Genomic DNA, 19104 nt, shown 5'->3' on the forward strand with positions numbered 1-19104 from the left:
TCAAATCAGCTCAACACCCAGTCTCAATTGACCTTGGCGTTCAACTCACCCTTCAGATAACGCTGATACATGTTTTCCAGCGAGATCGGCTTGATCTTCGAAGCGTTGCCGGCAGTACCGAAGGCTTCGTAACGAGCGATACATACGTCGCGCATCGCCTTCACGGTTTCGCCGAAGAATTTACGTGGGTCGAACTCGCTCGGGTTGGTGGCCATCAGGCGACGCATGGCGCCGGTGGATGCCAGACGCAGGTCGGTGTCGATGTTGACCTTGCGCACGCCGTGCTTGATGCCTTCGACGATTTCTTCAACCGGTACGCCGTAGGTTTCTTTGATGTCGCCACCGTACTGGTTGATGATCGCCAGCCACTCTTGTGGAACCGACGAGGAACCGTGCATCACCAGGTGGGTGTTCGGGATGCGTTTGTGGATTTCCTTGATGCGGTCGATGGCCAGCACGTCGCCGGTAGGCGGCTTGGTGAACTTGTAGGCGCCGTGGCTGGTGCCGATGGCGATGGCCAGGGCGTCGACCTGAGTCTTTTTGACGAAGTCGGCGGCTTCTTCCGGGTCGGTCAGCATCTGGCTGTGATCCAGAACGCCTTCGGCGCCGATGCCGTCTTCTTCACCGGCCATGCCGGTTTCCAGGGAACCCAGGCAGCCCAGCTCACCTTCTACCGAAACGCCGCAGGCGTGAGCCATGGCAACGGTTTGTTGGGTCACGCGGACGTTGTATTCGTAATCGGTCGGGGTCTTGCCATCTTCGCCGAGGGAGCCATCCATCATTACCGAGCTGAAACCCAGTTGAATGGAACGCTGGCAGACGTCAGGGCTGGTGCCGTGGTCCTGGTGCATGCACACCGGGATATGCGGGAATTCTTCGATCGCGGCCAGGATCAGGTGACGCAGGAACGGCGCGCCGGCGTATTTGCGAGCGCCGGCCGAAGCCTGGACGATCACCGGGGAGTCAGTCTTGTCAGCGGCTTCCATGATGGCGCGCATCTGCTCAAGGTTGTTGACGTTGAAGGCTGGAACGCCGTAGCCGAACTCGGCTGCGTGGTCCAGCATCTGGCGCATGCTGATAAGTGCCATTGTGTGTCTCTCTCCCGGTTTGGGTCGTTAATCGTGCCAGCCTGCCGGAGCGGCGGCGGCTATTCAAGTGATTGCAGATCGGGGGTTGAGGCCCGGCCTGGTGATTCGATAAAGCAAAATCGTGTGTCCAGCTGACCTGTGGCGAGCGAGCTTGCTCGCGCCCGGCTGCGAAGCAGTCGTAAAACCTGTCAACACGGACAATCTGAAACACCGCGCTGCAAGGTTTTGGAATCGCTTCGCGCTCCAGAGGGAGCAAGCTCCCTCGCCACAAAGGCCATTGCCACAATGAATCTGCGGCGTATTCGATTACTGCGCTTTGCAGCCCCGACCGATCAGATCATTGGTAGCGACCCAGTAGACCAGGCCTTCATTACCCTTGATGTGAAACGCCAGCATGTTGTCGCTGTACAACGCGCCCGAGGCGCCCGGCTCTTCTTTCAGGCGATAGACCTGATCGCCGCCGCCCAGCCGTACATCGACTTCCTTCTGGCCGGCGTCGGTGTAGCGCCACAGCACCTTGGCCTGGCTGTCGCAGGTCCAGGTGGTCCAGTTGTCCACAGGAGCGGACGACTGGAACGGGTTCCACTGCGCGCAACCACCCAACAATCCCAGCGCCGCAACGGCGATCAAGCCTTTCATCCGTGTTCCTCGACCGGCAGCGCACGCCGCCGGCCCTGAGTTAAAGAGTCAGACCGGTCAAGGGCAACCATGTTCCTTGGCCGGGGTTTGCGTCTCGTATTTGTCCAGGCCTTCCGGCCCCGAGCGCTTGTTCAGCACCGGGTTGGTTTCGGCCTGCCAGTCGGCCTGGTAGCAGCCTTTCCGGTCCTCGCCGGGTGCCGGCTCAGGCGCTGCCTTCGGGTGACTCCCGCAGGCTGCCAATGTACCGGTCAGCAACAACAGCGCTAACGACTTGACCATCTGAACACTCCTTTGCCTGGTCAATCGGGCGGCCTCAGGCCTTGGCCCGGCTTTCCAGGACTTCAACGGCCGGCAGCACCTTGCCTTCGACGAATTCGAGGAACGCGCCACCGCCGGTGGAAATGTAGGAGATCTTTTCAGCCACGCCATATTTATCGATGGCCGCCAGGGTGTCGCCACCGCCGGCAATCGAGAACGCTGCGCTTTCGGCGATGGCCTCGGCCAGCACTTTGGTGCCGTTGCCGAACTGGTCGAATTCGAACACACCGACCGGACCGTTCCACAGGATGGTTTTCGACGACTTCAGCAGTTCGGCGAAGTTGGCCGCGGTTTGCGGGCCGATGTCGAGGATCATGTCGTCAGCGGCCACGTCACCGATCAGTTTCACCGTCGCTGCAGCACTTTCGGCAAATTCCTTGGCAACCACCACGTCCACCGGCAGCGGCACGCTGACCTTGGCGGCGATGGCGCGGGCGGTGTCCAGCAGGTCCGGCTCGTACAGCGATTTGCCGACCGGATGACCGGCTGCCGCGAGGAAGGTGTTGGCGATACCGCCGCCGACGATCAGTTGATCGCAGATCTGGCTCAGGCTGTTCAGCACGTCGAGTTTGGTCGAGACCTTGGAACCGGCAACGATGGCCGCCATCGGTTTGGCCGGATTGCCCAGGGCCTTGCCCAGTGCATCCAGTTCAGCGGCCAGGAGCGGGCCGGCAGCAGCGATCTTGGCGAACTTGGCCACACCGTGGGTCGAACCTTCGGCGCGGTGAGCAGTACCGAAAGCGTCCATCACGAACACGTCGCACAGGGCGGCGTATTGCCGGGCCAGTTCGTCGGCGTTCTTTTTCTCGCCCTTGTTGAAGCGCACGTTTTCGAACAGCACGATGTCGCCGGCCTTGACGTCAACGCCGCCCAGGTAGTCAGCCACCAGCGGCACTTCGCGGCCCAGGGCCTTGCTCAGGTAGTCGGCGACTGGCTTGAGGCTGTTCTCGGCGGAGAACTCGCCTTCGGTAGGACGCCCCAGGTGCGAGCAGACCATCACCGCCGCGCCTTTTTCCAGGGCCAGCTTGATGGTCGGCAGCGAAGCCAGGATACGCGCATCGCTGGTGACAACACCGTCCTTGACTGGGACGTTGAGGTCTTCGCGGATCAATACGCGCTTACCTTGCAGATCGAGGTCGGACATCTTCAACACGGTCATGGGTCGCACTTCCTACGGTTTTTTTGAAGTCGCTGTCTGCAGATAGTGTTCTGCAACATCCAGCATTCGGTTGGCAAAACCCCATTCGTTGTCGAACCAGGCCAGGATGTTCACCAGCCGGGGGCCGGAAACGCGGGTCTGACTGGCATCGACGATGGCCGAATGTGGGTCATGGTTGAAATCACAGCTTGCGTGAGGCAGTTCGGTGTAAGCCAACAGGCCCTTGAGCGGGCCGCTGGTGGCGGCGTCGCGCAGGATCCGGTTGACCTCATCGGCGTCGGTGTCGCTCGCGGTCTGCATCGTGATGTCGAGGCAGGACACGTTGACCGTCGGCACGCGTACGGCTTTGGCCTGGATTCGCCCGGCAAGTTCCGGCAGCAGGCGCTCGATGCCCCGCGCCAGACCGGTGGACACCGGGATCACCGACTGGAACGCCGAACGGGTGCGGCGCAGGTCTTCGTGGTGATAGGCGTCGATCACCGGCTGATCGTTCATCGCCGAGTGGATCGTGGTGATCGACACGAATTCCAGGCCGATCGCCTTGTCCAGCAGACGCAGCAGCGGCACGCCGCAGTTGGTGGTGCAGGAAGCGTTGGACACCAGCAGTTCGTCGCCGGTCAGGCAATCCTGATTGACGCCGTAAACGATGGTGGCGTCGACATCCGCCTCGCTGGCCATCGGCTGCGAGAACAGCACACGCGGCGCGCCGGCGTCGAGGAAACGCTGGCCGTCGTCACGGGTGTGCCAGGCGCCTGAGCATTCGAGCACCAGATCGACGCCCAGCGACGCCCAATCGATGCCTTCAGGGGTGGCACTGCGCAGGACTTTCACGCAGTTGCCATTGATATGCAGACAATCGCCGTCGACCCTCACTTCGCCGGGGAACCGACCGTGAGTGGAGTCGAAGCGTGTCAGGTATTCGATGCTGGCCATGTCGGCCAGATCGTTGATCGCGACAATCTCGAAGCCAGCCTTCTCGCCTCGCTCGAACAACGCACGCAAGACGCAACGACCAATCCGGCCGTAGCCGTTGAGTGCAACTTTGTAGGGACGCGGTTGAGGCATGGGGTTCTCGATTACCGTGGTGTATCAGTCAGAGCGATGTTGCCCGACCGACCGCCATCGCGGGCAAGCCCGCTCCCACAAGGATCTGCATCGCCCATGTGGGAGCGGGCTTGCCCGCGATGGTGTCAGTTAAGACGACACCTGATCTGTATCAGTCTTCCAGCAGCTCTTCAGCCTGACCCAGGATGTTTTCCAGGGTGAAGCCGAACTCTTCGAACAGAGCCGAAGCCGGAGCCGATTCGCCGTAGGTGGTCATGCCGATCACGCGACCTTCCAGACCCACGTACTTGAACCAGAAGTCGGCGTGAGCCGCTTCGATCGCGATACGCGCACCGACCTGCAACGGCAGGACCGATTGCTTGTAGCTGGCGTCCTGGGCATCGAACACGCTGGTGCATGGCATGGAAACCACGCGCACCTTGCGGCCCTGTGCGGTCAGTTTGTCGAAGGCCTGAACGGCCAGACCCACCTCCGAACCGGTGGCGATCAGGATCAGCTCAGGCTCGCCCGCGCAGTCCTTCAGCACGTAGCCACCACGGCTGATGTCGGCGATCTGGCCGGCATCGCGGGTCTGATGCTGCAGGTTCTGACGGGAGAAGATCAGCGCCGACGGACCGTCCTTGCGCTCCAGAGCGTTCTTCCAGGCCACCGCCGATTCAACGGCATCGGCCGGACGCCAGGTGTCGAGGTTCGGCGTGCTGCGCAGGCTGGTCAGTTGCTCGATCGGCTGGTGCGTCGGGCCGTCTTCGCCCAGACCGATGGAGTCGTGGGTGTAGACGTGGATCACGCGCTGCTTCATCAGGGCGGACATGCGCACCGCGTTGCGGGCGTATTCCATGAACATCAGGAAGGTCGCGCCGTAAGGCACCAGACCGCCGTGCAGGGCAACGCCGTTCATGATCGCGGTCATGCCGAATTCGCGCACGCCGTAGTACATGTAGTTGCCGCTCGCGTCTTCGGCGCTGACGCCTTTGCAGCCTTTCCACAGGGTCAGGTTGGAACCGGCCAGGTCGGCCGAACCGCCCAGCATTTCCGGCAGCAGCGGGCCGAACGCGTTCAGGGTGTTCTGGCTGGCTTTACGGCTGGCGATGGTTTCGCCCTTGGCCGCGACGTCAGCGATGTAGGCATCGGCCTTCTCGGAGAAATCGGCCGGCAACTCGCCGCTCAGGCGACGGATCAGCTCGTTGGCTTCGGTCGGGAACGCGGCGGAGTAGGCAGCGAAACGCTGGTCCCACTCGGCTTCGACCGCGCGGCCCTTTTCCTTGGCATCCCATTCGGCGTAGATGTCGGCCGGGATTTCGAACGGACCGTGGTTCCAGTTCAGCGCCTGACGGGTCAGGGCGATTTCCGCGTCACCCAGCGGGGCGCCGTGGCAATCTTCCTTGCCCTGCTTGTTCGGCGAACCGAAACCGATGGTGGTCTTGCAGCAGATCAGGGTCGGCAGCGGGCTCTTGCGAGCGGTCTCGATGGCGGTCTTGATCTCTTCCGGATCGTGACCGTCGACGTTGCGGATCACCTGCCAGTTGTAGGACTCGAAACGCTTCGGCGTGTCATCGGTGAACCAGCCTTCGACTTCGCCGTCGATGGAAATGCCGTTGTCATCGTAGAAGGCGATCAGTTTGCCCAGGCCCAAAGTGCCGGCCAGGGAAGCGACTTCGTGGGAAATGCCTTCCATCATGCAGCCATCACCCAGGAACACGTAGGTGTGGTGGTCGACGATGTTGTGGCCGGGACGGTTGAACTGTGCGCCCAGGACCTTTTCAGCCAGGGCGAAGCCCACGGCGTTGGCCAGGCCCTGACCCAGCGGGCCGGTGGTGGTTTCAACGCCCGGGGTGTAACCGAATTCCGGGTGGCCCGGGGTACGGCTGTGCAGTTGACGGAACTGCTTCAGGTCGTCGATCGACAGGTCGTAACCGGTCAGGTGCAGCAGCGAGTAGATCAACATCGAGCCGTGGCCGTTGGACAGCACGAAGCGGTCACGGTCGGCGAACGATGGATTGCTCGGATTGTGCTTGAGGTAGTCGCGCCAAAGCACTTCGGCGATATCTGCCATACCCATGGGGGCACCGGGATGGCCGCTGTTGGCTTTTTGCACGGCATCCATGCTGAGGGCACGAATGGCGTTGGCACGCTCACGACGGCTAGGCATCGCTGATCTCCTGGGTGTGAATGGATTGAAACGGAAAAAAGGAGGGCATTTTCCCTCACCCGAGCGCCTCGGGGCAATGACAGATAGTCATCCGGAGGCGTTTTTCCCATGGATAACATCGGTTTCGGTTGATGAAACCTTTCCGCTGTTCGTTTGTAGAGCTGGCCGGTCCGTGAGAAGTGCCATCCATCGAGCAATATCAAAACTTTTTGATATTGCCCTTGCGGTGTTTTTCGGCCATCACTAGACTGCGGCCCTATGAATTTACGTGTGCCTTCCATTCGCCATGACGATTGCGACGAGCTGGCGGCCCTGTGCAAGGCCGGCGGCGATCCGCTGCGGCTGAACGTATTGCGCGCCCTGGCCAACGATTCGTTCGGCGTACTGGAGCTGGCACAGATTTTCGGTATCGGTCAGTCCGGCATGAGCCACCACCTGAAGGTGCTGGCACAGGCGGATCTGGTGGCCACCCGCCGCGAAGGCAACGCGATTTTTTATCGCCGCGCCCTGCCCCATACCGAGCTGCTGGGCGGCAAGTTGCACAGCGCCCTGTTAGAAGAAGTCGACAATCTGGCGCTGCCGGACGATGTGCAGGCGCGCATTGGCCAGGTCCACGGACAACGGGCCGCTGCCAGCCAGGACTTTTTCGCCCGGGTTGCAGAAAAATTCCGCGCTCAGCAGGACTTGATTGCCGGCCTCCCGCAGTACCGCGACAGCGTGCTGGCCCTGCTCGACAAACTGAATTTCGATGGTGCAGCCTCGGCCATCGAAGTCGGCCCCGGCGATGGAGCATTCCTGCCGGAACTGGCACGCCGCTTCGGCACCGTAACCGCACTGGACAACAGCGCGGCGATGCTCGAACTGGCGCGACAGGTGTGTGAACGTGAAAAGCTGACTAACGTCAGCCTGCGATTGGCCGATGCATTGAATGGCACAAGCCTTCAGGCCGATTGCGTGGTACTGAACATGGTGTTGCACCATTTCGCTGCGCCGGCCGAAGCGCTCAAGCACATGGCCGGCCTGCTGCAACCGGGCGGTAGCCTGCTCGTGACAGAGTTATGCAGCCACAACCAGAGTTGGGCCAGGGAGGCCTGCGGTGATCTGTGGTTGGGGTTTGAACAGGACGATCTGGCCCGTTGGGCCACCGCTGCGGGACTCGTTCCCGGGGAAAGCCTCTATGTAGGCTTACGTAATGGTTTCCAGATCCAGGTCCGCCACTTTCAGCGGCCGGCTGGCGACACTCACCATCGGTAAATTCAGGAAAACATCGAGATGAGCGAATACTCCCTCTTCACCTCCGAGTCCGTGTCTGAAGGGCATCCGGACAAAATCGCCGACCAGATTTCCGATGCAGTGCTGGACGCCATCATCGCCCAGGACAAGCACGCACGCGTTGCCGTGGAAACCCTGGTCAAGACCGGCGTGGCCATCGTTGCCGGTGAAGTGACCACCAGTGCCTGGGTCGACCTGGAGCAGATCGTTCGTGACGTGATCTGCGACATCGGCTACACCAGCTCCGACGTCGGCTTCGACGGCGCCACCTGCGGCGTGATGAACATCATCGGCAAGCAGTCCCCTGACATCAACCAGGGTGTTGACCGTGCCAAGCCTGAAGACCAGGGCGCCGGCGACCAGGGCCTGATGTTCGGCTACGCCAGCAACGAAACCGACGTGCTGATGCCGGCACCGATCACTTTCTCGCACCAGCTGGTACAGCGCCAGGCCGAAGCCCGCAAATCGGGCCTGCTGCCATGGCTGCGTCCGGACGCCAAGTCGCAAGTGACCTGCCGTTACGAAGGCGGCAAGGTTGTCGGTATCGACGCCGTGGTGCTGTCGACCCAGCACAACCCTGAAGTGTCGTACAACGACCTGCGCGAAGGCGTGATGGAACTGATCGTCAAGCACGTACTGCCTGCCGAACTGCTGAGCAAGGACACCCAGTTCCACATCAACCCGACCGGCCAGTTCATCATCGGCGGCCCGGTAGGCGACTGCGGTCTGACCGGTCGCAAGATCATCGTCGACAGCTACGGCGGCATGGCCCGTCACGGCGGCGGCGCGTTCTCCGGCAAGGACCCATCCAAGGTTGACCGTTCGGCTGCCTATGCTGGCCGTTACGTTGCCAAGAACATCGTGGCTGCCGGCCTGGCCGAGCGTTGCGAGATCCAGGTTTCCTACGCGATCGGTGTGGCCCAGCCTACCTCGATCTCGCTGAACACCTTCGGCACCGGCAAGATCAGCGATGACAAGATCATCAAACTGGTCCGTGAAGTGTTCGACCTGCGTCCATACGCAATCACCACCATGCTCGACCTGCTGCACCCGATGTACCAGGACACCGCAGCCTACGGCCACTTCGGTCGTACACCGCAGACCAAGACTGTTGGCGAAGACACCTTCTCCACTTTCACCTGGGAAAAAACCGACCGCGCCGACGCCTTGCGTTCCGCTGCCGGCCTGTAAGCCTTCCCTGGCGGTACAGAAAAGCCCCGCACGGTTCGCGCCGTGCGGGGCTTTTTCATGGCCGCGAAACACCCGGCAAAACAGCCGTCCGGCCCGCTGGAAAATTCGGGCTAGCCTTCAGGTATCTCCCTGAGCAAGGACGCTCAAGATGCTTGCCACACTGCGCCTTTTTTGTATTTTCCTGTTGTTCTCCATCCACCTCGGCGCCTTCGCTGACGATTGCCCGGACTGGGCTGCCGACCGGGCCCGAAGCGAAATCGCCGCCCTGCAACAGCAGATCGATAGATGGGACGATGCTTATCACCGTGAAGGCCGCTCGCTGATTGCCGACGAACTTTATGACCAGTCCCGCATCCGGCTCGGCGAATGGCGCCAGTGCCTCGGACTGCCTTCACCGACCAAGCCATTAAGCACCGCATCAGGTCCGATCGCGCATCCAATCGCCCATACCGGCCTCGACAAGCTTCACGACGCAGCAAACGTCGAAGCATGGCTGCGTGACCGCAAGGAGGTCTGGGTACAACCCAAGGTCGATGGCGTGGCTGTCACGCTGATCTACCGCGCCGGGCGGTTGCAGCAGGCGATCAGTCGCGGTGACGGCGTTCGCGGGCAGGACTGGACGGCTTCGGCACAGAAGATCAACGCCGTTCCCCGACAGCTGACACAACCTCTGGATCTGTCGGTGCAGGGCGAACTCTATTGGCGACTCAATGACCATATCCAGGCCCGCACCGGCAGTGCCAACGCCCGTGCGACCGTTGCCGGCCTGATGGGACGCAAGGACTTGAGCGTCGAACAGGCAGCGGGTATCGGGCTTTTCGTATGGGATTGGCCGCTGGGACCGAACACCCTGAAAGAGCGAATCACCGGGCTGACGACACTGGGCTTCGCCACGACAGAACCTTACAGCCACCCTGTCAGCAGCCTTGCCGATGCGCAAAAGTGGCGCGATCACTGGTATCGCTCGCCACTACCGTTCGCCAGTGACGGCATCGTCTTGCGGCAGAGCCAGCGTCCTCCCGCCGAACGCTGGCAGGCGCGCCCACCCTATTGGGCCGTGGCCTGGAAATACCCGTTCGCCCAGGCATTGGCCGATGTGCGCAAGGTCGATTTCAAGGTCGGCCGCACCGGGCGTATCACTCCCGTGCTGGAACTGGCGCCGGTCAGGCTCGATGACCGCCAGATCACACGAGTCAGCGTCAGCTCTTTCAATCGTTGGCAGGAACTGGACATTCGTCCCGGTGATCAGGTGGCGATCAGCCTGGCTGGAATGACCATTCCGCGGCTCGACAGCGTTGTGCTGCGCAGCCCGGAGCGTGTCGAGCTCAAGGTGCCGCTCACAAGTGACTTTCACTCCCTGAGCTGCTGGCAGCCGACGCCCGGATGCGAGAGTCAATTCCTCGCGCGCCTGACCTGGCTTGGCGGCAAACAGGGACTGGCACTGCCCCATGTCGGTCGCGGTACGTGGGAGAAACTTCTGGATACAGGCCGCCTGAACAACCTGCTGGATTGGTTGGCCCTCGACGAGCCAGAGCTTGCTAAGATTGCCGGCCTCGGCGAGCGCAGCAGCGCCCGCCTGCTCCACAGTTTTCACAGCGCTCGCCAGCGGCCGTTCACCCAGTGGCTCAAGGCCCTCGGGCTGCCGCCGACCGGTCAGGCCTCTTTGGCTGATTCATGGCAAGCGTTGGCACAACGAAATACCGAACAATGGCAGGCAGAACCCGGAATCGGCCCCGGTCGCGCGGCGCAATTGAGCGCTTTTTTCCGCGACCCGCAGGTGCTGGCCCTGAGTGAAACCTTACGTGCCGCCGGAATCGACGGCTTCTGAACATGCATCCCGGCAAGCCGGGAACCCAACGGTCGCCGAAGCGCTCCAACAGCGCAGTGCTTTCCCGACCCGATTGCCTTTGCACATGGAGCTTTTATGAAATTTCTCGCACCGCTCGCCATGCTGACTCTTTGCGGCGTAATGGCCGCACCCGCGATGGCTGGCGAAGACGCCCCGGGCCTGACCGGTTGTGCCGCCAAGAAGCAAGGCATCATCAATCAGATCGAACAGGCCAAATCCCGTGGCAACGCTGACCAGCAGGCCGGCCTGGAAACCGCCCTGCGCGAAGTCACCGAACACTGCACCGATGCCGGCCTGAAGAAGGAACGCGAAAACAAGGTGCTCGATGCCAAGCATGAAGTGAGCAAGCGCCAGGCCGACCTCGACAAGGCCATGAAGAAAGGCGACCCGGAGAAGATCGACAAGCGCAAGAACAAGCTCGCCGAGTCGCGCAAGGAATTGCAGGACGCGCTGGACGAACTGGACAAGTAATTCGGCAGGCCATATGCGGTGACAGAGCTTTCTCCGTCACCGCGCCTCAGGATCAATGATCCCGAAACTCTTTATGACAGGCACTGCAGGCATCTTCGACCTTCTGCACCGCCGGCCCCAGGTTGCTGGCCTTGTACGGCTGAACCTGGCTGGCGATCACCAGTTCACCGGTGGCCGCCTCAAGGGTGCGGGCCATTTCCTGGAAACGTGCCTGTCGCTGCCAGACATCGTCCCTGGCGCTGGTGTGATCTTCTTCGCGCACCGACGGGAAATGCTTCCACGGTTCATGGGACAACGCATCGAGCTTGACCGCGCCTTCCGTGAATTTCGGTCCGTCGAAGGGGATGCGCCCGCGCAGCATGCCGCCCAGGTCTTCGCCGGTCTTGAGCATTTGCTTGAAGATCGCCTTGCGCTGGCCCAGCGGGGAATTCGGGTCGACACCGCCGCAGGCGGACAAGGTCAGACAGGCCAGCAATACAACAGAAAGTCTTTTAAGAGTCATGGTGGCTTCAGGTCACGGAATTCGGCGGCCAGTATCCTCGCGTCACCGCCAAACACCAATAGCCCTATTAATAATATGGGTTGCTGGCGCGCATGGAGCACGCCTGCAATCGACACAGGAAATTCTCCATGAACAGCCGTTTCAAGGCCTGGCGCCACCCGCTCGTCGCAACCCTGCCGCTGCTGGCGATCCTCGCCGGCTGCACCGGCGGCGACAGTGCCAAGCCGAAAACCCACGCACTGGCCACTTACTCCAGCGCCACCTGGGAATCTCTGCCTGCGGTTTCCGACAACGATCTGGTGGCCGGCTTCGGTTCGTGGCGCAGCGCCTGCACCCGACTCAAGGCTGACCCGATCTGGGGCGCCACCTGCGCGGCGGCGGCCAATGTGCCGCAAAGCGCTGGCGATATCCGCACGTTCCTCAAGCAACACCTCGATGTGTTTGGCTTGCGCGCCGAAAATGACAACCCCAACGGGCTGATCACCGGTTACTACGAACCGGTCTATCCCGGCAGCCTGACGCAAACCACCACCGCCAATGTGCCGGTGTACGGCGTGCCTGAAGACATGATCATCGTCTCCCTGGACAGCATTTACCCGGAGCTGAAAGGCAAGCGCCTGCGCGGACGACTTGAGGGCCGCGTGCTCAAACCTTACGACGACGCCGCGACCATCGAGAGCAAAGGCGTCAAGGCGCCCGTGGTGGCGTGGCTGACCGATCCGATGAACCTGCAATTTCTGCAGATCCAGGGCTCGGGGCGGATTCAGACCGATGACGGCCGACAACTGCGTATCGCCTACGCCGACCAGAACGGTCACCCATACCGTCCGATCGGACGCTGGCTGGTGGAACAGGGCGAACTGAAGAAAGAGGACGTGACCATGGGCGCGATCAGCAACTGGGCCAAGGCCAACCCGTCGCGCATCCCGGAACTGCTGGGCAGCAACCCGAGTTATGTGTTCTTCACCCGCAACCCGGACAGCAACGAAGGCCCGCGCGGTTCGTTGAATGTGCCACTGACCGCCGGTTACAGCGCGGCGGTGGATCGCAAGGTGATTCCGCTGGGCAGTCTGTTGTGGCTGTCGACCACACGCCCTGACGGTACGGCACTGGTACGCCCGGTGGCCGCGCAGGACACCGGCGGCGCAATTGCTGGCGAGGTTCGGGCGGATCTGTTCTGGGGCACCGGCGATGCCGCCGGGCAACTGGCCGGCGATATGAAGCAGCAGGGGCAGATCTGGATGCTCTGGCCGAAAGGCGCGGCGTTGCCGCAAGTGCCGCAGGTGGCCGACAAGCAGTAAGCGCTGCGCGAAGGATCGCCGGCCTCGTCAGCCTGCGATCCTTTCGGCTTCAGATTGAAACGAAGAAGAAACTGGCAATCAGCCCCATCCCGACAAACCACACCAGCGACCGCAGAATCGCCCAGTCCGCCAGATAGCAGATGATGTAAAGCAAGCGACTGGTGATGAACAGCACTGCCAGCACATTGACCGTCACCAATTGCGCGGTGCCCACCAGGTGCGCGACGATTACCGCCGCTGCAAAGGCCGGTGTCACTTCGAAACTGTTCAATTGCGCCGCGTGAGCCCGTCGGGCCACACCATTCAGGCTTTCAAGGAAGTCCCGGGGATCGTGATTGTCGCTCAGCCGGTAACCACCGACTGCCTTGGCCACGCCCGTGCACACATAGGGCAGAAAAATCGCAATGAAAACACACCACAGAGCCACCGTCATAACGCCGTCCTTCTTCGGTTTTTTGAGTGTTGGCGGGTCAGAACTTCATCACCAGCATGCCGATCAGCACCAGCCCACAGGCTAAGAGCCGCGGCCGGCCGAAAGGTTCTTTCAGGTAGCGCATACCGAACAGCACCACCAGGATCACGCTGATTTCACGCAATGCCGCAGCCTCGGCAATCGAACCCAGTTGCATCGCCCACAGCACCAGAGCGTAGCTGAACAACACGCAGAATCCGACCGCCAGCCCCAGCTTCCATTGTTCGCGCCAGAACAGCCTGAACGCCGGACGCCTGGCGACCCACGCCAGCAACGGGAAGGGCCATGCACTGAGCAGCGTGACCCAGACCAGATAATCCAGCGGATGCGACCAACGCCGCAAAGCCTGGCCATCGATGTAGGTGTAACAACCGATGCAGAGCCCGATCAGCGCCACCACCGGCAGCATTGACCATGGCAAGTGTTTCCCGCCACCGCCCTGCCAGAGCAGGCAGGCCATGCCCAGCGGGATCAGCATGATTCCGAAGATTTGCTGGGTGTTCAGTACTTCGCCGGCGAAGATCAGGGTCAGCGCCAGCACCACCAGCGGCGACAATCCGCGCATCAACGGATAGACCAGCCCCAGGTCGCCGACCCGATAGGCCTGGATCAACAGGTAGCGATACAGCAGCTCGAACGCCGCCGAGGCCAGAATCCACGGCCAGATCTCTGCCGGTGGCAAGCTTATGAAAGGAAACGCCAGCGCCACGAACAACAGCGCCACGGTGTCCATGCAGGCCACCACCAGCAGGCGCTCGGCGCTGAATTTGATCAGGGTATTCCATGCGGCGTGCAGCAACGCCGCCATCAACACCAGAGCTGTCGCCAGCACGTCCCGCTCCTTCATTCCTGTTGTTGAACCTGAGCCACTTGATCAGGTCTTTGCTTCGCGATGTGTCAGGCGATGTTTATACGTCAAGTGACCTCGATACACCCGGTTGTGCGCAGACAAAATCCCGAAAATCCTGCCCGGGAATACACAATTGTGCCCCCGCCCGGTGTCTACCCATCCAACCCTTGCGCCCACGAACCGGCGCGCTGTCTTTTCACCTCCCATCCAAAGGACCCCGGATGCTTGAACTTGTCGCCGCTTTCATCTGCCTCACCACCCTGCTCACCTTCGTGAATTTCCGCTTCATCGGTTTGCCTCCGACCATCGGTGTGATGGTGACCGCTCTGATGTTTTCCCTGCTGCTGCAAGGCCTGAGCCTGCTCGGTTATCCCGGCCTTGAAGAACGCGTGCAGCAACTGATCGGCCAGATCGACTTCGGTGATCTGCTGATGAACTGGATGCTGTCGTTCCTGCTGTTCGCCGGCGCCTTGCACGTCAACCTGAACGACCTGCGCAGCTACCGCTGGCCGATCGGCCTGCTGGCGACTATCGGCGTGCTGATCGCCACCGCCGTGATCGGCAGCCTCGCCTATTACATCTTCGCCCTGTTCGGCTGGCACGTGAGCTTCCTTTACTGCCTGTTGTTCGGCGCACTGATTTCCCCGACCGACCCGATCGCGGTGCTCGGTGTATTGCGTACCGCCAATGCCTCGAAACCGCTGAAAACCACAATCGTCGGCGAATCACTGTTCAACGACGGCACCGCCGTGGTGGTGTTCACCGTGTTGCTGGGCATCGCGCAACTGGGCGAAACTCCGACCGTCGGTGCCACCGCCCTGCTGTTTGCCCATGAAGCCATCGGCGGCGTGCTGTTCGGCGGGCTGATCGGTTACCTGGTCTACCTGATGATCAAAAGCATTGAGCAGCACCAGATTGAAGTGATGCTGACCCTGGCACTGGTAATCGGCGGTTCGGCGATGGCCACCGAGTTGCACGTGTCGGCGCCGATTGCGATGGTGGTCGCCGGTCTGATCATCGGTAACCTGGGCCGTAACCTGGCGATGAACGACATGACGCGCAAATACCTGGACGGCTTCTGGGAATTGCTCGACGACATGCTCAACGCCTTGCTGTTCGCACTGATCGGCCTGGAGCTGTTGCTACTGCCGTTCAACTGGCTGCACGTGGCAGCGGCAAGCCTGTTGGCGCTGGCGATTCTGCTGTCGCGCCTGCTCACCGTGGCACCGGCCATTGTCCTGCTGCGCCGCTGGCGCACGGTGCCGCGCGGCACTATTCGGATCCTGACCTGGGGCGGCTTGCGTGGCGGGGTTTCGGTGGCACTGGCACTGGCCTTGCCGCTGGGTCCGGAGCGCGATCTGCTGCTGAGCATCACCTACATCGTGGTGCTGTCATCGATCCTGTTGCAGGGCCTGACCATCGGCAAGCTGGTTCGGCACGCCACCCATGATGAACCGGCGACCACTGCCGGACCGGCGCACCACTGATCATTTTCTGATCTGCTGCGGATCGGGCTTTTCGGCCGGATCCGCAGACTCTTTCGGTGCGCCGCTTTCGCTGCGGATCTGCGCATGACTGATCAGGGCGAAGATGAAGCTGCCGCCGATGATGTTCCCCGCCAGGGTCGGCCCGGCAAACACCGCCCAGAAATCACGCCACGGCAACTCGCCGGCAAATACCAGATACGACACCTCCGCCGATCCAACCACGATGTGCGTGAAGTCACCCAGCGCCATAAGGTAGGTGATGAGGATGATGATCCACATCTTCGCGCTTTCCATGGACGGGATCATCCAGACCATGGTGGCAATCATCCAGCCGGAAACGATACCCTTGGCGAACATCTGGCTGGCATGGTTTTCCATGACCTTGCGACCGATTTCGAGGAAGGCGATGTCGGTCTTGCTGTCGAAGATCGGCAGTTCCAGCATCACATAGGCCACCAGAATCGTGCCGCACAGGTTACCGAACAGCACGACTGTCCAGAGCCGGATCAGCCGGCCGAGATTGCCGAGCGTCGGTTTGGTCATGACCGGCAGGACCGCGGTCAGGGTGTTTTCGGTGAACAGTTGCTGGCGAGCCAGAATCACCGCGAGGAAACCGGCGCAGTAGCCGAAGCTGGCGATCACCTTGAATTCGTCGCCCTCGGGCAGACGTGAATTGAGTAATCCCATGCCCATCAGCGACAGGCCCATGGTCAGCCCGGCCGCCAGCGCCGACCACCACAGCGCGGCGATGCTGCGCTCCAGTTCCTGATCGCCCTGTTTACGGATGATTTCATGCAGCACCGCCGCCCGGGGCGGCTGGTTTTTTTCGACTTCGTGCCGTTCCTTTGCCGAGAGGTCGGGGGTCTTGCCTTCTGTTGGTGTAGTCATGGCGTGGAGACCGTGGTGGGCATTTAGCTACGACCCCAGCGGTTCCCGGCTGTTCAGTAGGCAGATGAATCTACATTGCCTGCCACATCGCTTTCGCGAGCAGGCTCGCGAAGAAGGCCTCGCCGATGTCACTTGGTGACGAGTTCGTCATCCTTGAACTGGTCTTTGACGTACTTGATCTCGGTCCGCCCATGCGGCGCCGGCAGGCCGTCCTCGCCGAGGTTGACGAAGACCATCTTCTCGACGGTCAGGATGCTTTTGCGAGTGATCTTGTTGCGCACTTCGCAGGTCAGGGTGATCGAGGTGCGACCGAACTCGGTGGCGGTGATGCCCAGTTCGATGATGTCGCCCTGGCGCGAGGCACTGACGAAGTTGATCTCGGAAATGTACTTGGTCACCACGCGCTGGTTACCCAGTTGGACGATGGCGTAGATCGCCGCTTCTTCGTCGATCCAGCGCAGCAGGCTGCCGCCGAACAGGGTGCCGTTGGGGTTGAGGTCTTCGGGTTTTACCCACTTGCGGGTGTGGAAATTCATCTTCACTCCTGAGCGTCTTGCCGAATGATGGGGCCATCTTGGCAGACTGAGCGGTCATGCTCCATGAGCCTTCTACTATGGTCGCTATTAGCGATCTTCATTTGGCCGACAGAAACCCTTTGGAAGATCAGTCCAGACGGCTATAATCGCCCCCGTTTCAAAACGGTAACCTTCACTTGATACCGTTTTCCCGCCACCTGTCCGAGGGGCGCTGCAGCAGGTTCAACCTGTCAGGCTCGGATGGGGCGTTGACCGGCTCAGGCCGGACACTAAACGCACAACGGCGCCCATTCGCATACATTACGAATGGAGGCTCTCATGAGCGCTGTTATCACGCCTGCAGATTTTAACGATTACAAAGTTGCCGACATGTCCCTGGCTGCCTGGGGCCGTCGCGAAACCATCATCGCCGAGTCGGAAATGCCGGCCCTGATGGGTCTGCGCCGCAAGTACGCTTCCGAGCAGCCGCTCAAGGGCGCAAAAATCCTCGGCTGCATCCACATGACCATTCAGACCGCCGTGCTGATCGAAACCCTGGTTGCCCTGGGTGCCGAAGTGCGCTGGTCGTCCTGCAACATTTTCTCGACTCAGGATCAGGCCGCCGCGTCCATCGCCGCTGCCGGCATCCCGGTTTTCGCCTGGAAAGGTGAAACCGAAGAAGAGTACGAGTGGTGCCTGGAGCAGACCATCCTGAAGGATGGCAAGCCTTGGGATGCCAACATGATCCTCGACGACGGCGGCGACCTGACCGAGCTGCTGCACAAGAAATACCCACAGGTTCTGGACCGCGTTCACGGCGTGACCGAAGAAACCACCACCGGTGTTCACCGTCTGCTGGACATGCTGGCCAAGGGCGAACTGCGCATCCCGGCCATCAACGTCAACGACTCGGTGACCAAGTCCAAGAACGACAACAAGTACGGCTGCCGTCACAGCCTGAACGACGCCATCAAGCGCGGCACCGACCACCTGCTGTCCGGCAAGCAGGCGCTGGTCATCGGTTACGGTGACGTGGGCAAGGGTTCGGCCCAGTCCCTGCGTCAGGAAGGCATGATCGTCAAGGTCTCCGAAGTCGATCCGATCTGCGCCATGCAAGCCTGCATGGACGGTTTCGAACTGGTTTCGCCGTTCATCGACGGTATCAACGACGGCACCGAAGCGAGCATCGACAAGGCGCTGCTGGGCAAGATCGACCTGATCGTGACCACCACCGGCAACGTCAACGTTTGCGACGCAAACATGCTCAAAGCCCTGAAGAAGCGCGCCGTTGTCTGCAACATCGGTCACTTCGACAACGAAATCGACACCGCTTTCATGCGCAAGAACTGGGCATGGGAAGAAGTGAAGCCACAGGTACACAAGATCCACCGTACCGGCCCTGGCGCGTTCGATGCGCAGAACGACGACTACCTGATCCTGCTGGCCGAAGGCCGTCTGGTGAACCTGGGCAACGCCACCGGTCACCCGAGCCGCATCATGGACGGTTCGTTCGCCAACCAGGTTCTGGCACAGATCTTCCTGTTCGGCCAGAAGTACGCCGACCTGTCGCCAGCCCAGAAAGCCGAGCGTCTGACCGTTGAAGTACTGCCGAAGAAACTCGACGAAGAAGTGGCCCTGGAAATGGTTCGTGGCTTCGGTGGCGTGGTCACCAAACTGACCAAGCAACAGGCTGACTACATCGGCGTGACCGTCGAAGGCCCGTTCAAGCCGCACGCTTACCGCTACTAAGTAACCGGCTGTTTTATCTGTCGGACTGGCTTGTTGTGGCGAGGAAGGGGGGTCGCTCCCCTGTGCCGCGGGGGCGCCCCCCCTTTTTTTGTGTGCGGCCGCCCCCCCGGGCGGAACCCCCCGCCCCCCCAAACACACT

18 protein-coding genes and 1 riboswitch are annotated in these 19104 nt (G+C 61.3%); of the genes, 7 read left to right on the forward strand and 11 right to left on the reverse strand.

Features of this window, described 5'->3' with window-relative positions:
* Positions 1–23 precede the first annotated feature (23 nt).
* The 6 genes from fba to tkt all read right to left on the reverse strand — a co-directional run bounded on the left by fba (position 24) and on the right by tkt (position 6418).
* Positions 24–1088, reverse strand: coding sequence for a class II fructose-bisphosphate aldolase (gene fba / locus ACK6BI_RS26020; RefSeq protein ID WP_064380164.1), 1065 nt, complete (start codon positions 1086–1088; stop codon positions 24–26).
* A gap of 306 nt (positions 1089–1394) precedes the next feature.
* Positions 1395–1727, reverse strand: coding sequence for an MliC family protein (locus tag ACK6BI_RS26025; protein WP_065261797.1), 333 nt, complete (start codon positions 1725–1727; stop codon positions 1395–1397).
* A gap of 57 nt (positions 1728–1784) precedes the next feature.
* Entirely contained in the window at positions 1785–2006 is a 222-nt protein-coding gene (locus ACK6BI_RS26030; protein ID WP_065261798.1) for a hypothetical protein, read from the reverse strand.
* Between the two features lie 34 nt (positions 2007–2040).
* Positions 2041–3204 (reverse strand): phosphoglycerate kinase, encoded by a 1164-nt coding sequence (locus tag ACK6BI_RS26035; protein WP_409319354.1) that lies wholly within the window; start codon positions 3202–3204, stop codon positions 2041–2043.
* A gap of 12 nt (positions 3205–3216) precedes the next feature.
* Positions 3217–4269: an erythrose-4-phosphate dehydrogenase gene (epd, locus tag ACK6BI_RS26040; protein ID WP_409319356.1), complete on the reverse strand. Its 1053-nt coding sequence runs from the start codon at positions 4267–4269 to the stop codon at positions 3217–3219.
* A 151-nt stretch (positions 4270–4420) separates the two neighbouring features.
* Positions 4421–6418, reverse strand: coding sequence for a transketolase (gene tkt, locus ACK6BI_RS26045; protein ID WP_409319357.1), 1998 nt, complete (start codon positions 6416–6418; stop codon positions 4421–4423).
* Positions 6419–6676: 258 nt separating this feature from the next.
* Between tkt and ACK6BI_RS26050 the strand changes: the two genes are divergently transcribed.
* The 4 genes from ACK6BI_RS26050 to ACK6BI_RS26065 all read left to right on the forward strand — a co-directional run bounded on the left by ACK6BI_RS26050 (position 6677) and on the right by ACK6BI_RS26065 (position 11201).
* The gene (locus ACK6BI_RS26050) at positions 6677–7672 is read left to right on the forward strand and encodes an ArsR/SmtB family transcription factor (protein WP_409319358.1); all 996 of its coding nucleotides are present in this window, start codon (positions 6677–6679) and stop codon (positions 7670–7672) included.
* An 18-nt stretch (positions 7673–7690) separates the two neighbouring features.
* Positions 7691–8881, forward strand: coding sequence for a methionine adenosyltransferase (gene metK / locus ACK6BI_RS26055; RefSeq protein ID WP_065261833.1), 1191 nt, complete (start codon positions 7691–7693; stop codon positions 8879–8881).
* A gap of 148 nt (positions 8882–9029) precedes the next feature.
* Positions 9030–10709, forward strand: a complete 1680-nt coding sequence (ligB, locus tag ACK6BI_RS26060) for an NAD-dependent DNA ligase LigB (RefSeq protein WP_409319359.1) — start codon at positions 9030–9032, stop codon at positions 10707–10709.
* Positions 10710–10805: 96 nt separating this feature from the next.
* Positions 10806–11201 carry a DUF1090 domain-containing protein gene (locus ACK6BI_RS26065; protein ID WP_085731609.1) on the forward strand — a complete coding sequence of 132 codons (396 nt, stop codon included), beginning with the start codon at positions 10806–10808 and terminating at the stop codon, positions 11199–11201.
* A 52-nt stretch (positions 11202–11253) separates the two neighbouring features.
* Here the strand turns inward: ACK6BI_RS26065 and ACK6BI_RS26070 are convergent, their stop codons facing one another.
* A complete protein-coding gene (locus ACK6BI_RS26070) occupies positions 11254–11703 on the reverse strand; it encodes a c-type cytochrome (protein ID WP_409319360.1) in 450 nt (149 codons plus the stop codon).
* Between the two features lie 128 nt (positions 11704–11831).
* Between ACK6BI_RS26070 and ACK6BI_RS26075 the strand changes: the two genes are divergently transcribed.
* A complete protein-coding gene (locus ACK6BI_RS26075; RefSeq protein ID WP_409319362.1) occupies positions 11832–13004 on the forward strand; it encodes a murein transglycosylase A in 1173 nt (390 codons plus the stop codon).
* A 49-nt stretch (positions 13005–13053) separates the two neighbouring features.
* Here ACK6BI_RS26075 and ACK6BI_RS26080 read toward each other — a convergent pair whose 3' ends face one another.
* Positions 13054–13437 (reverse strand): MAPEG family protein, encoded by a 384-nt coding sequence (locus tag ACK6BI_RS26080; RefSeq protein WP_134828375.1) that lies wholly within the window; start codon positions 13435–13437, stop codon positions 13054–13056.
* A 37-nt stretch (positions 13438–13474) separates the two neighbouring features.
* Positions 13475–14308 (reverse strand): EamA family transporter, encoded by an 834-nt coding sequence (locus ACK6BI_RS26085; RefSeq protein ID WP_409319364.1) that lies wholly within the window; start codon positions 14306–14308, stop codon positions 13475–13477.
* A gap of 239 nt (positions 14309–14547) precedes the next feature.
* Between ACK6BI_RS26085 and ACK6BI_RS26090 the strand changes: the two genes are divergently transcribed.
* A complete protein-coding gene (locus ACK6BI_RS26090; RefSeq protein ID WP_409319366.1) occupies positions 14548–15813 on the forward strand; it encodes a cation:proton antiporter in 1266 nt (421 codons plus the stop codon).
* Here ACK6BI_RS26090 and ACK6BI_RS26095 read toward each other — a convergent pair whose 3' ends face one another.
* Together ACK6BI_RS26095 and ACK6BI_RS26100 are read right to left on the reverse strand one after the other, a co-directional pair.
* Positions 15814–16701 (reverse strand): formate/nitrite transporter family protein, encoded by an 888-nt coding sequence (locus ACK6BI_RS26095; protein WP_409319368.1) that lies wholly within the window; start codon positions 16699–16701, stop codon positions 15814–15816. It abuts the gene before it with no gap.
* Between the two features lie 128 nt (positions 16702–16829).
* A complete protein-coding gene (locus tag ACK6BI_RS26100) occupies positions 16830–17237 on the reverse strand; it encodes an acyl-CoA thioesterase (protein WP_065261842.1) in 408 nt (135 codons plus the stop codon).
* A gap of 197 nt (positions 17238–17434) precedes the next feature.
* Positions 17435–17533: riboswitch (S-adenosyl-L-homocysteine riboswitch) on the forward strand.
* Between the two features lie 22 nt (positions 17534–17555).
* Between ACK6BI_RS26100 and ahcY the strand changes: the two genes are divergently transcribed.
* The gene (gene ahcY, locus ACK6BI_RS26105) at positions 17556–18965 is read left to right on the forward strand and encodes an adenosylhomocysteinase (RefSeq protein WP_065261843.1); all 1410 of its coding nucleotides are present in this window, start codon (positions 17556–17558) and stop codon (positions 18963–18965) included.
* Positions 18966–19104 lie beyond the last annotated feature (139 nt).

The sequence above is a fragment of the Pseudomonas sp. KCJK9016 genome, from assembly GCF_046231795.1.
Lineage (GTDB): Bacteria > Pseudomonadota > Gammaproteobacteria > Pseudomonadales > Pseudomonadaceae > Aquipseudomonas > Aquipseudomonas bananamidigenes.

Bases quoted from the DNA above. Each gene is read 5' to 3' on its own strand.
- epd (WP_409319356.1), bottom strand. From the start codon at position 4,269: ATGCCTCAACCGCGTCCCTACAAAGTTGCACTCAACGGCTACGGCCGG.
- ahcY (WP_065261843.1), top strand. From the start codon at position 17,556: ATGAGCGCTGTTATCACGCCTGCAGATTTTAACGATTACAAAGTTGCC.
- ACK6BI_RS26095 (WP_409319368.1), bottom strand. From the start codon at position 16,701: ATGACTACACCAACAGAAGGCAAGACCCCCGACCTCTCGGCAAAGGAA.
- ACK6BI_RS26065 (WP_085731609.1), top strand. From the start codon at position 10,806: ATGAAATTTCTCGCACCGCTCGCCATGCTGACTCTTTGCGGCGTAATG.
- ACK6BI_RS26030 (WP_065261798.1), bottom strand. From the start codon at position 2,006: ATGGTCAAGTCGTTAGCGCTGTTGTTGCTGACCGGTACATTGGCAGCC.
- metK (WP_065261833.1), top strand. From the start codon at position 7,691: ATGAGCGAATACTCCCTCTTCACCTCCGAGTCCGTGTCTGAAGGGCAT.
- ACK6BI_RS26080 (WP_134828375.1), bottom strand. From the start codon at position 13,437: ATGACGGTGGCTCTGTGGTGTGTTTTCATTGCGATTTTTCTGCCCTAT.
- ACK6BI_RS26100 (WP_065261842.1), bottom strand. From the start codon at position 17,237: ATGAATTTCCACACCCGCAAGTGGGTAAAACCCGAAGACCTCAACCCC.
- ligB (WP_409319359.1), top strand. From the start codon at position 9,030: ATGCTTGCCACACTGCGCCTTTTTTGTATTTTCCTGTTGTTCTCCATC.
- ACK6BI_RS26050 (WP_409319358.1), top strand. From the start codon at position 6,677: ATGAATTTACGTGTGCCTTCCATTCGCCATGACGATTGCGACGAGCTG.
- ACK6BI_RS26070 (WP_409319360.1), bottom strand. From the start codon at position 11,703: ATGACTCTTAAAAGACTTTCTGTTGTATTGCTGGCCTGTCTGACCTTG.
- ACK6BI_RS26090 (WP_409319366.1), top strand. From the start codon at position 14,548: ATGCTTGAACTTGTCGCCGCTTTCATCTGCCTCACCACCCTGCTCACC.
- ACK6BI_RS26025 (WP_065261797.1), bottom strand. From the start codon at position 1,727: ATGAAAGGCTTGATCGCCGTTGCGGCGCTGGGATTGTTGGGTGGTTGC.
- ACK6BI_RS26075 (WP_409319362.1), top strand. From the start codon at position 11,832: ATGAACAGCCGTTTCAAGGCCTGGCGCCACCCGCTCGTCGCAACCCTG.
- tkt (WP_409319357.1), bottom strand. From the start codon at position 6,418: ATGCCTAGCCGTCGTGAGCGTGCCAACGCCATTCGTGCCCTCAGCATG.
- ACK6BI_RS26035 (WP_409319354.1), bottom strand. From the start codon at position 3,204: ATGACCGTGTTGAAGATGTCCGACCTCGATCTGCAAGGTAAGCGCGTA.
- fba (WP_064380164.1), bottom strand. From the start codon at position 1,088: ATGGCACTTATCAGCATGCGCCAGATGCTGGACCACGCAGCCGAGTTC.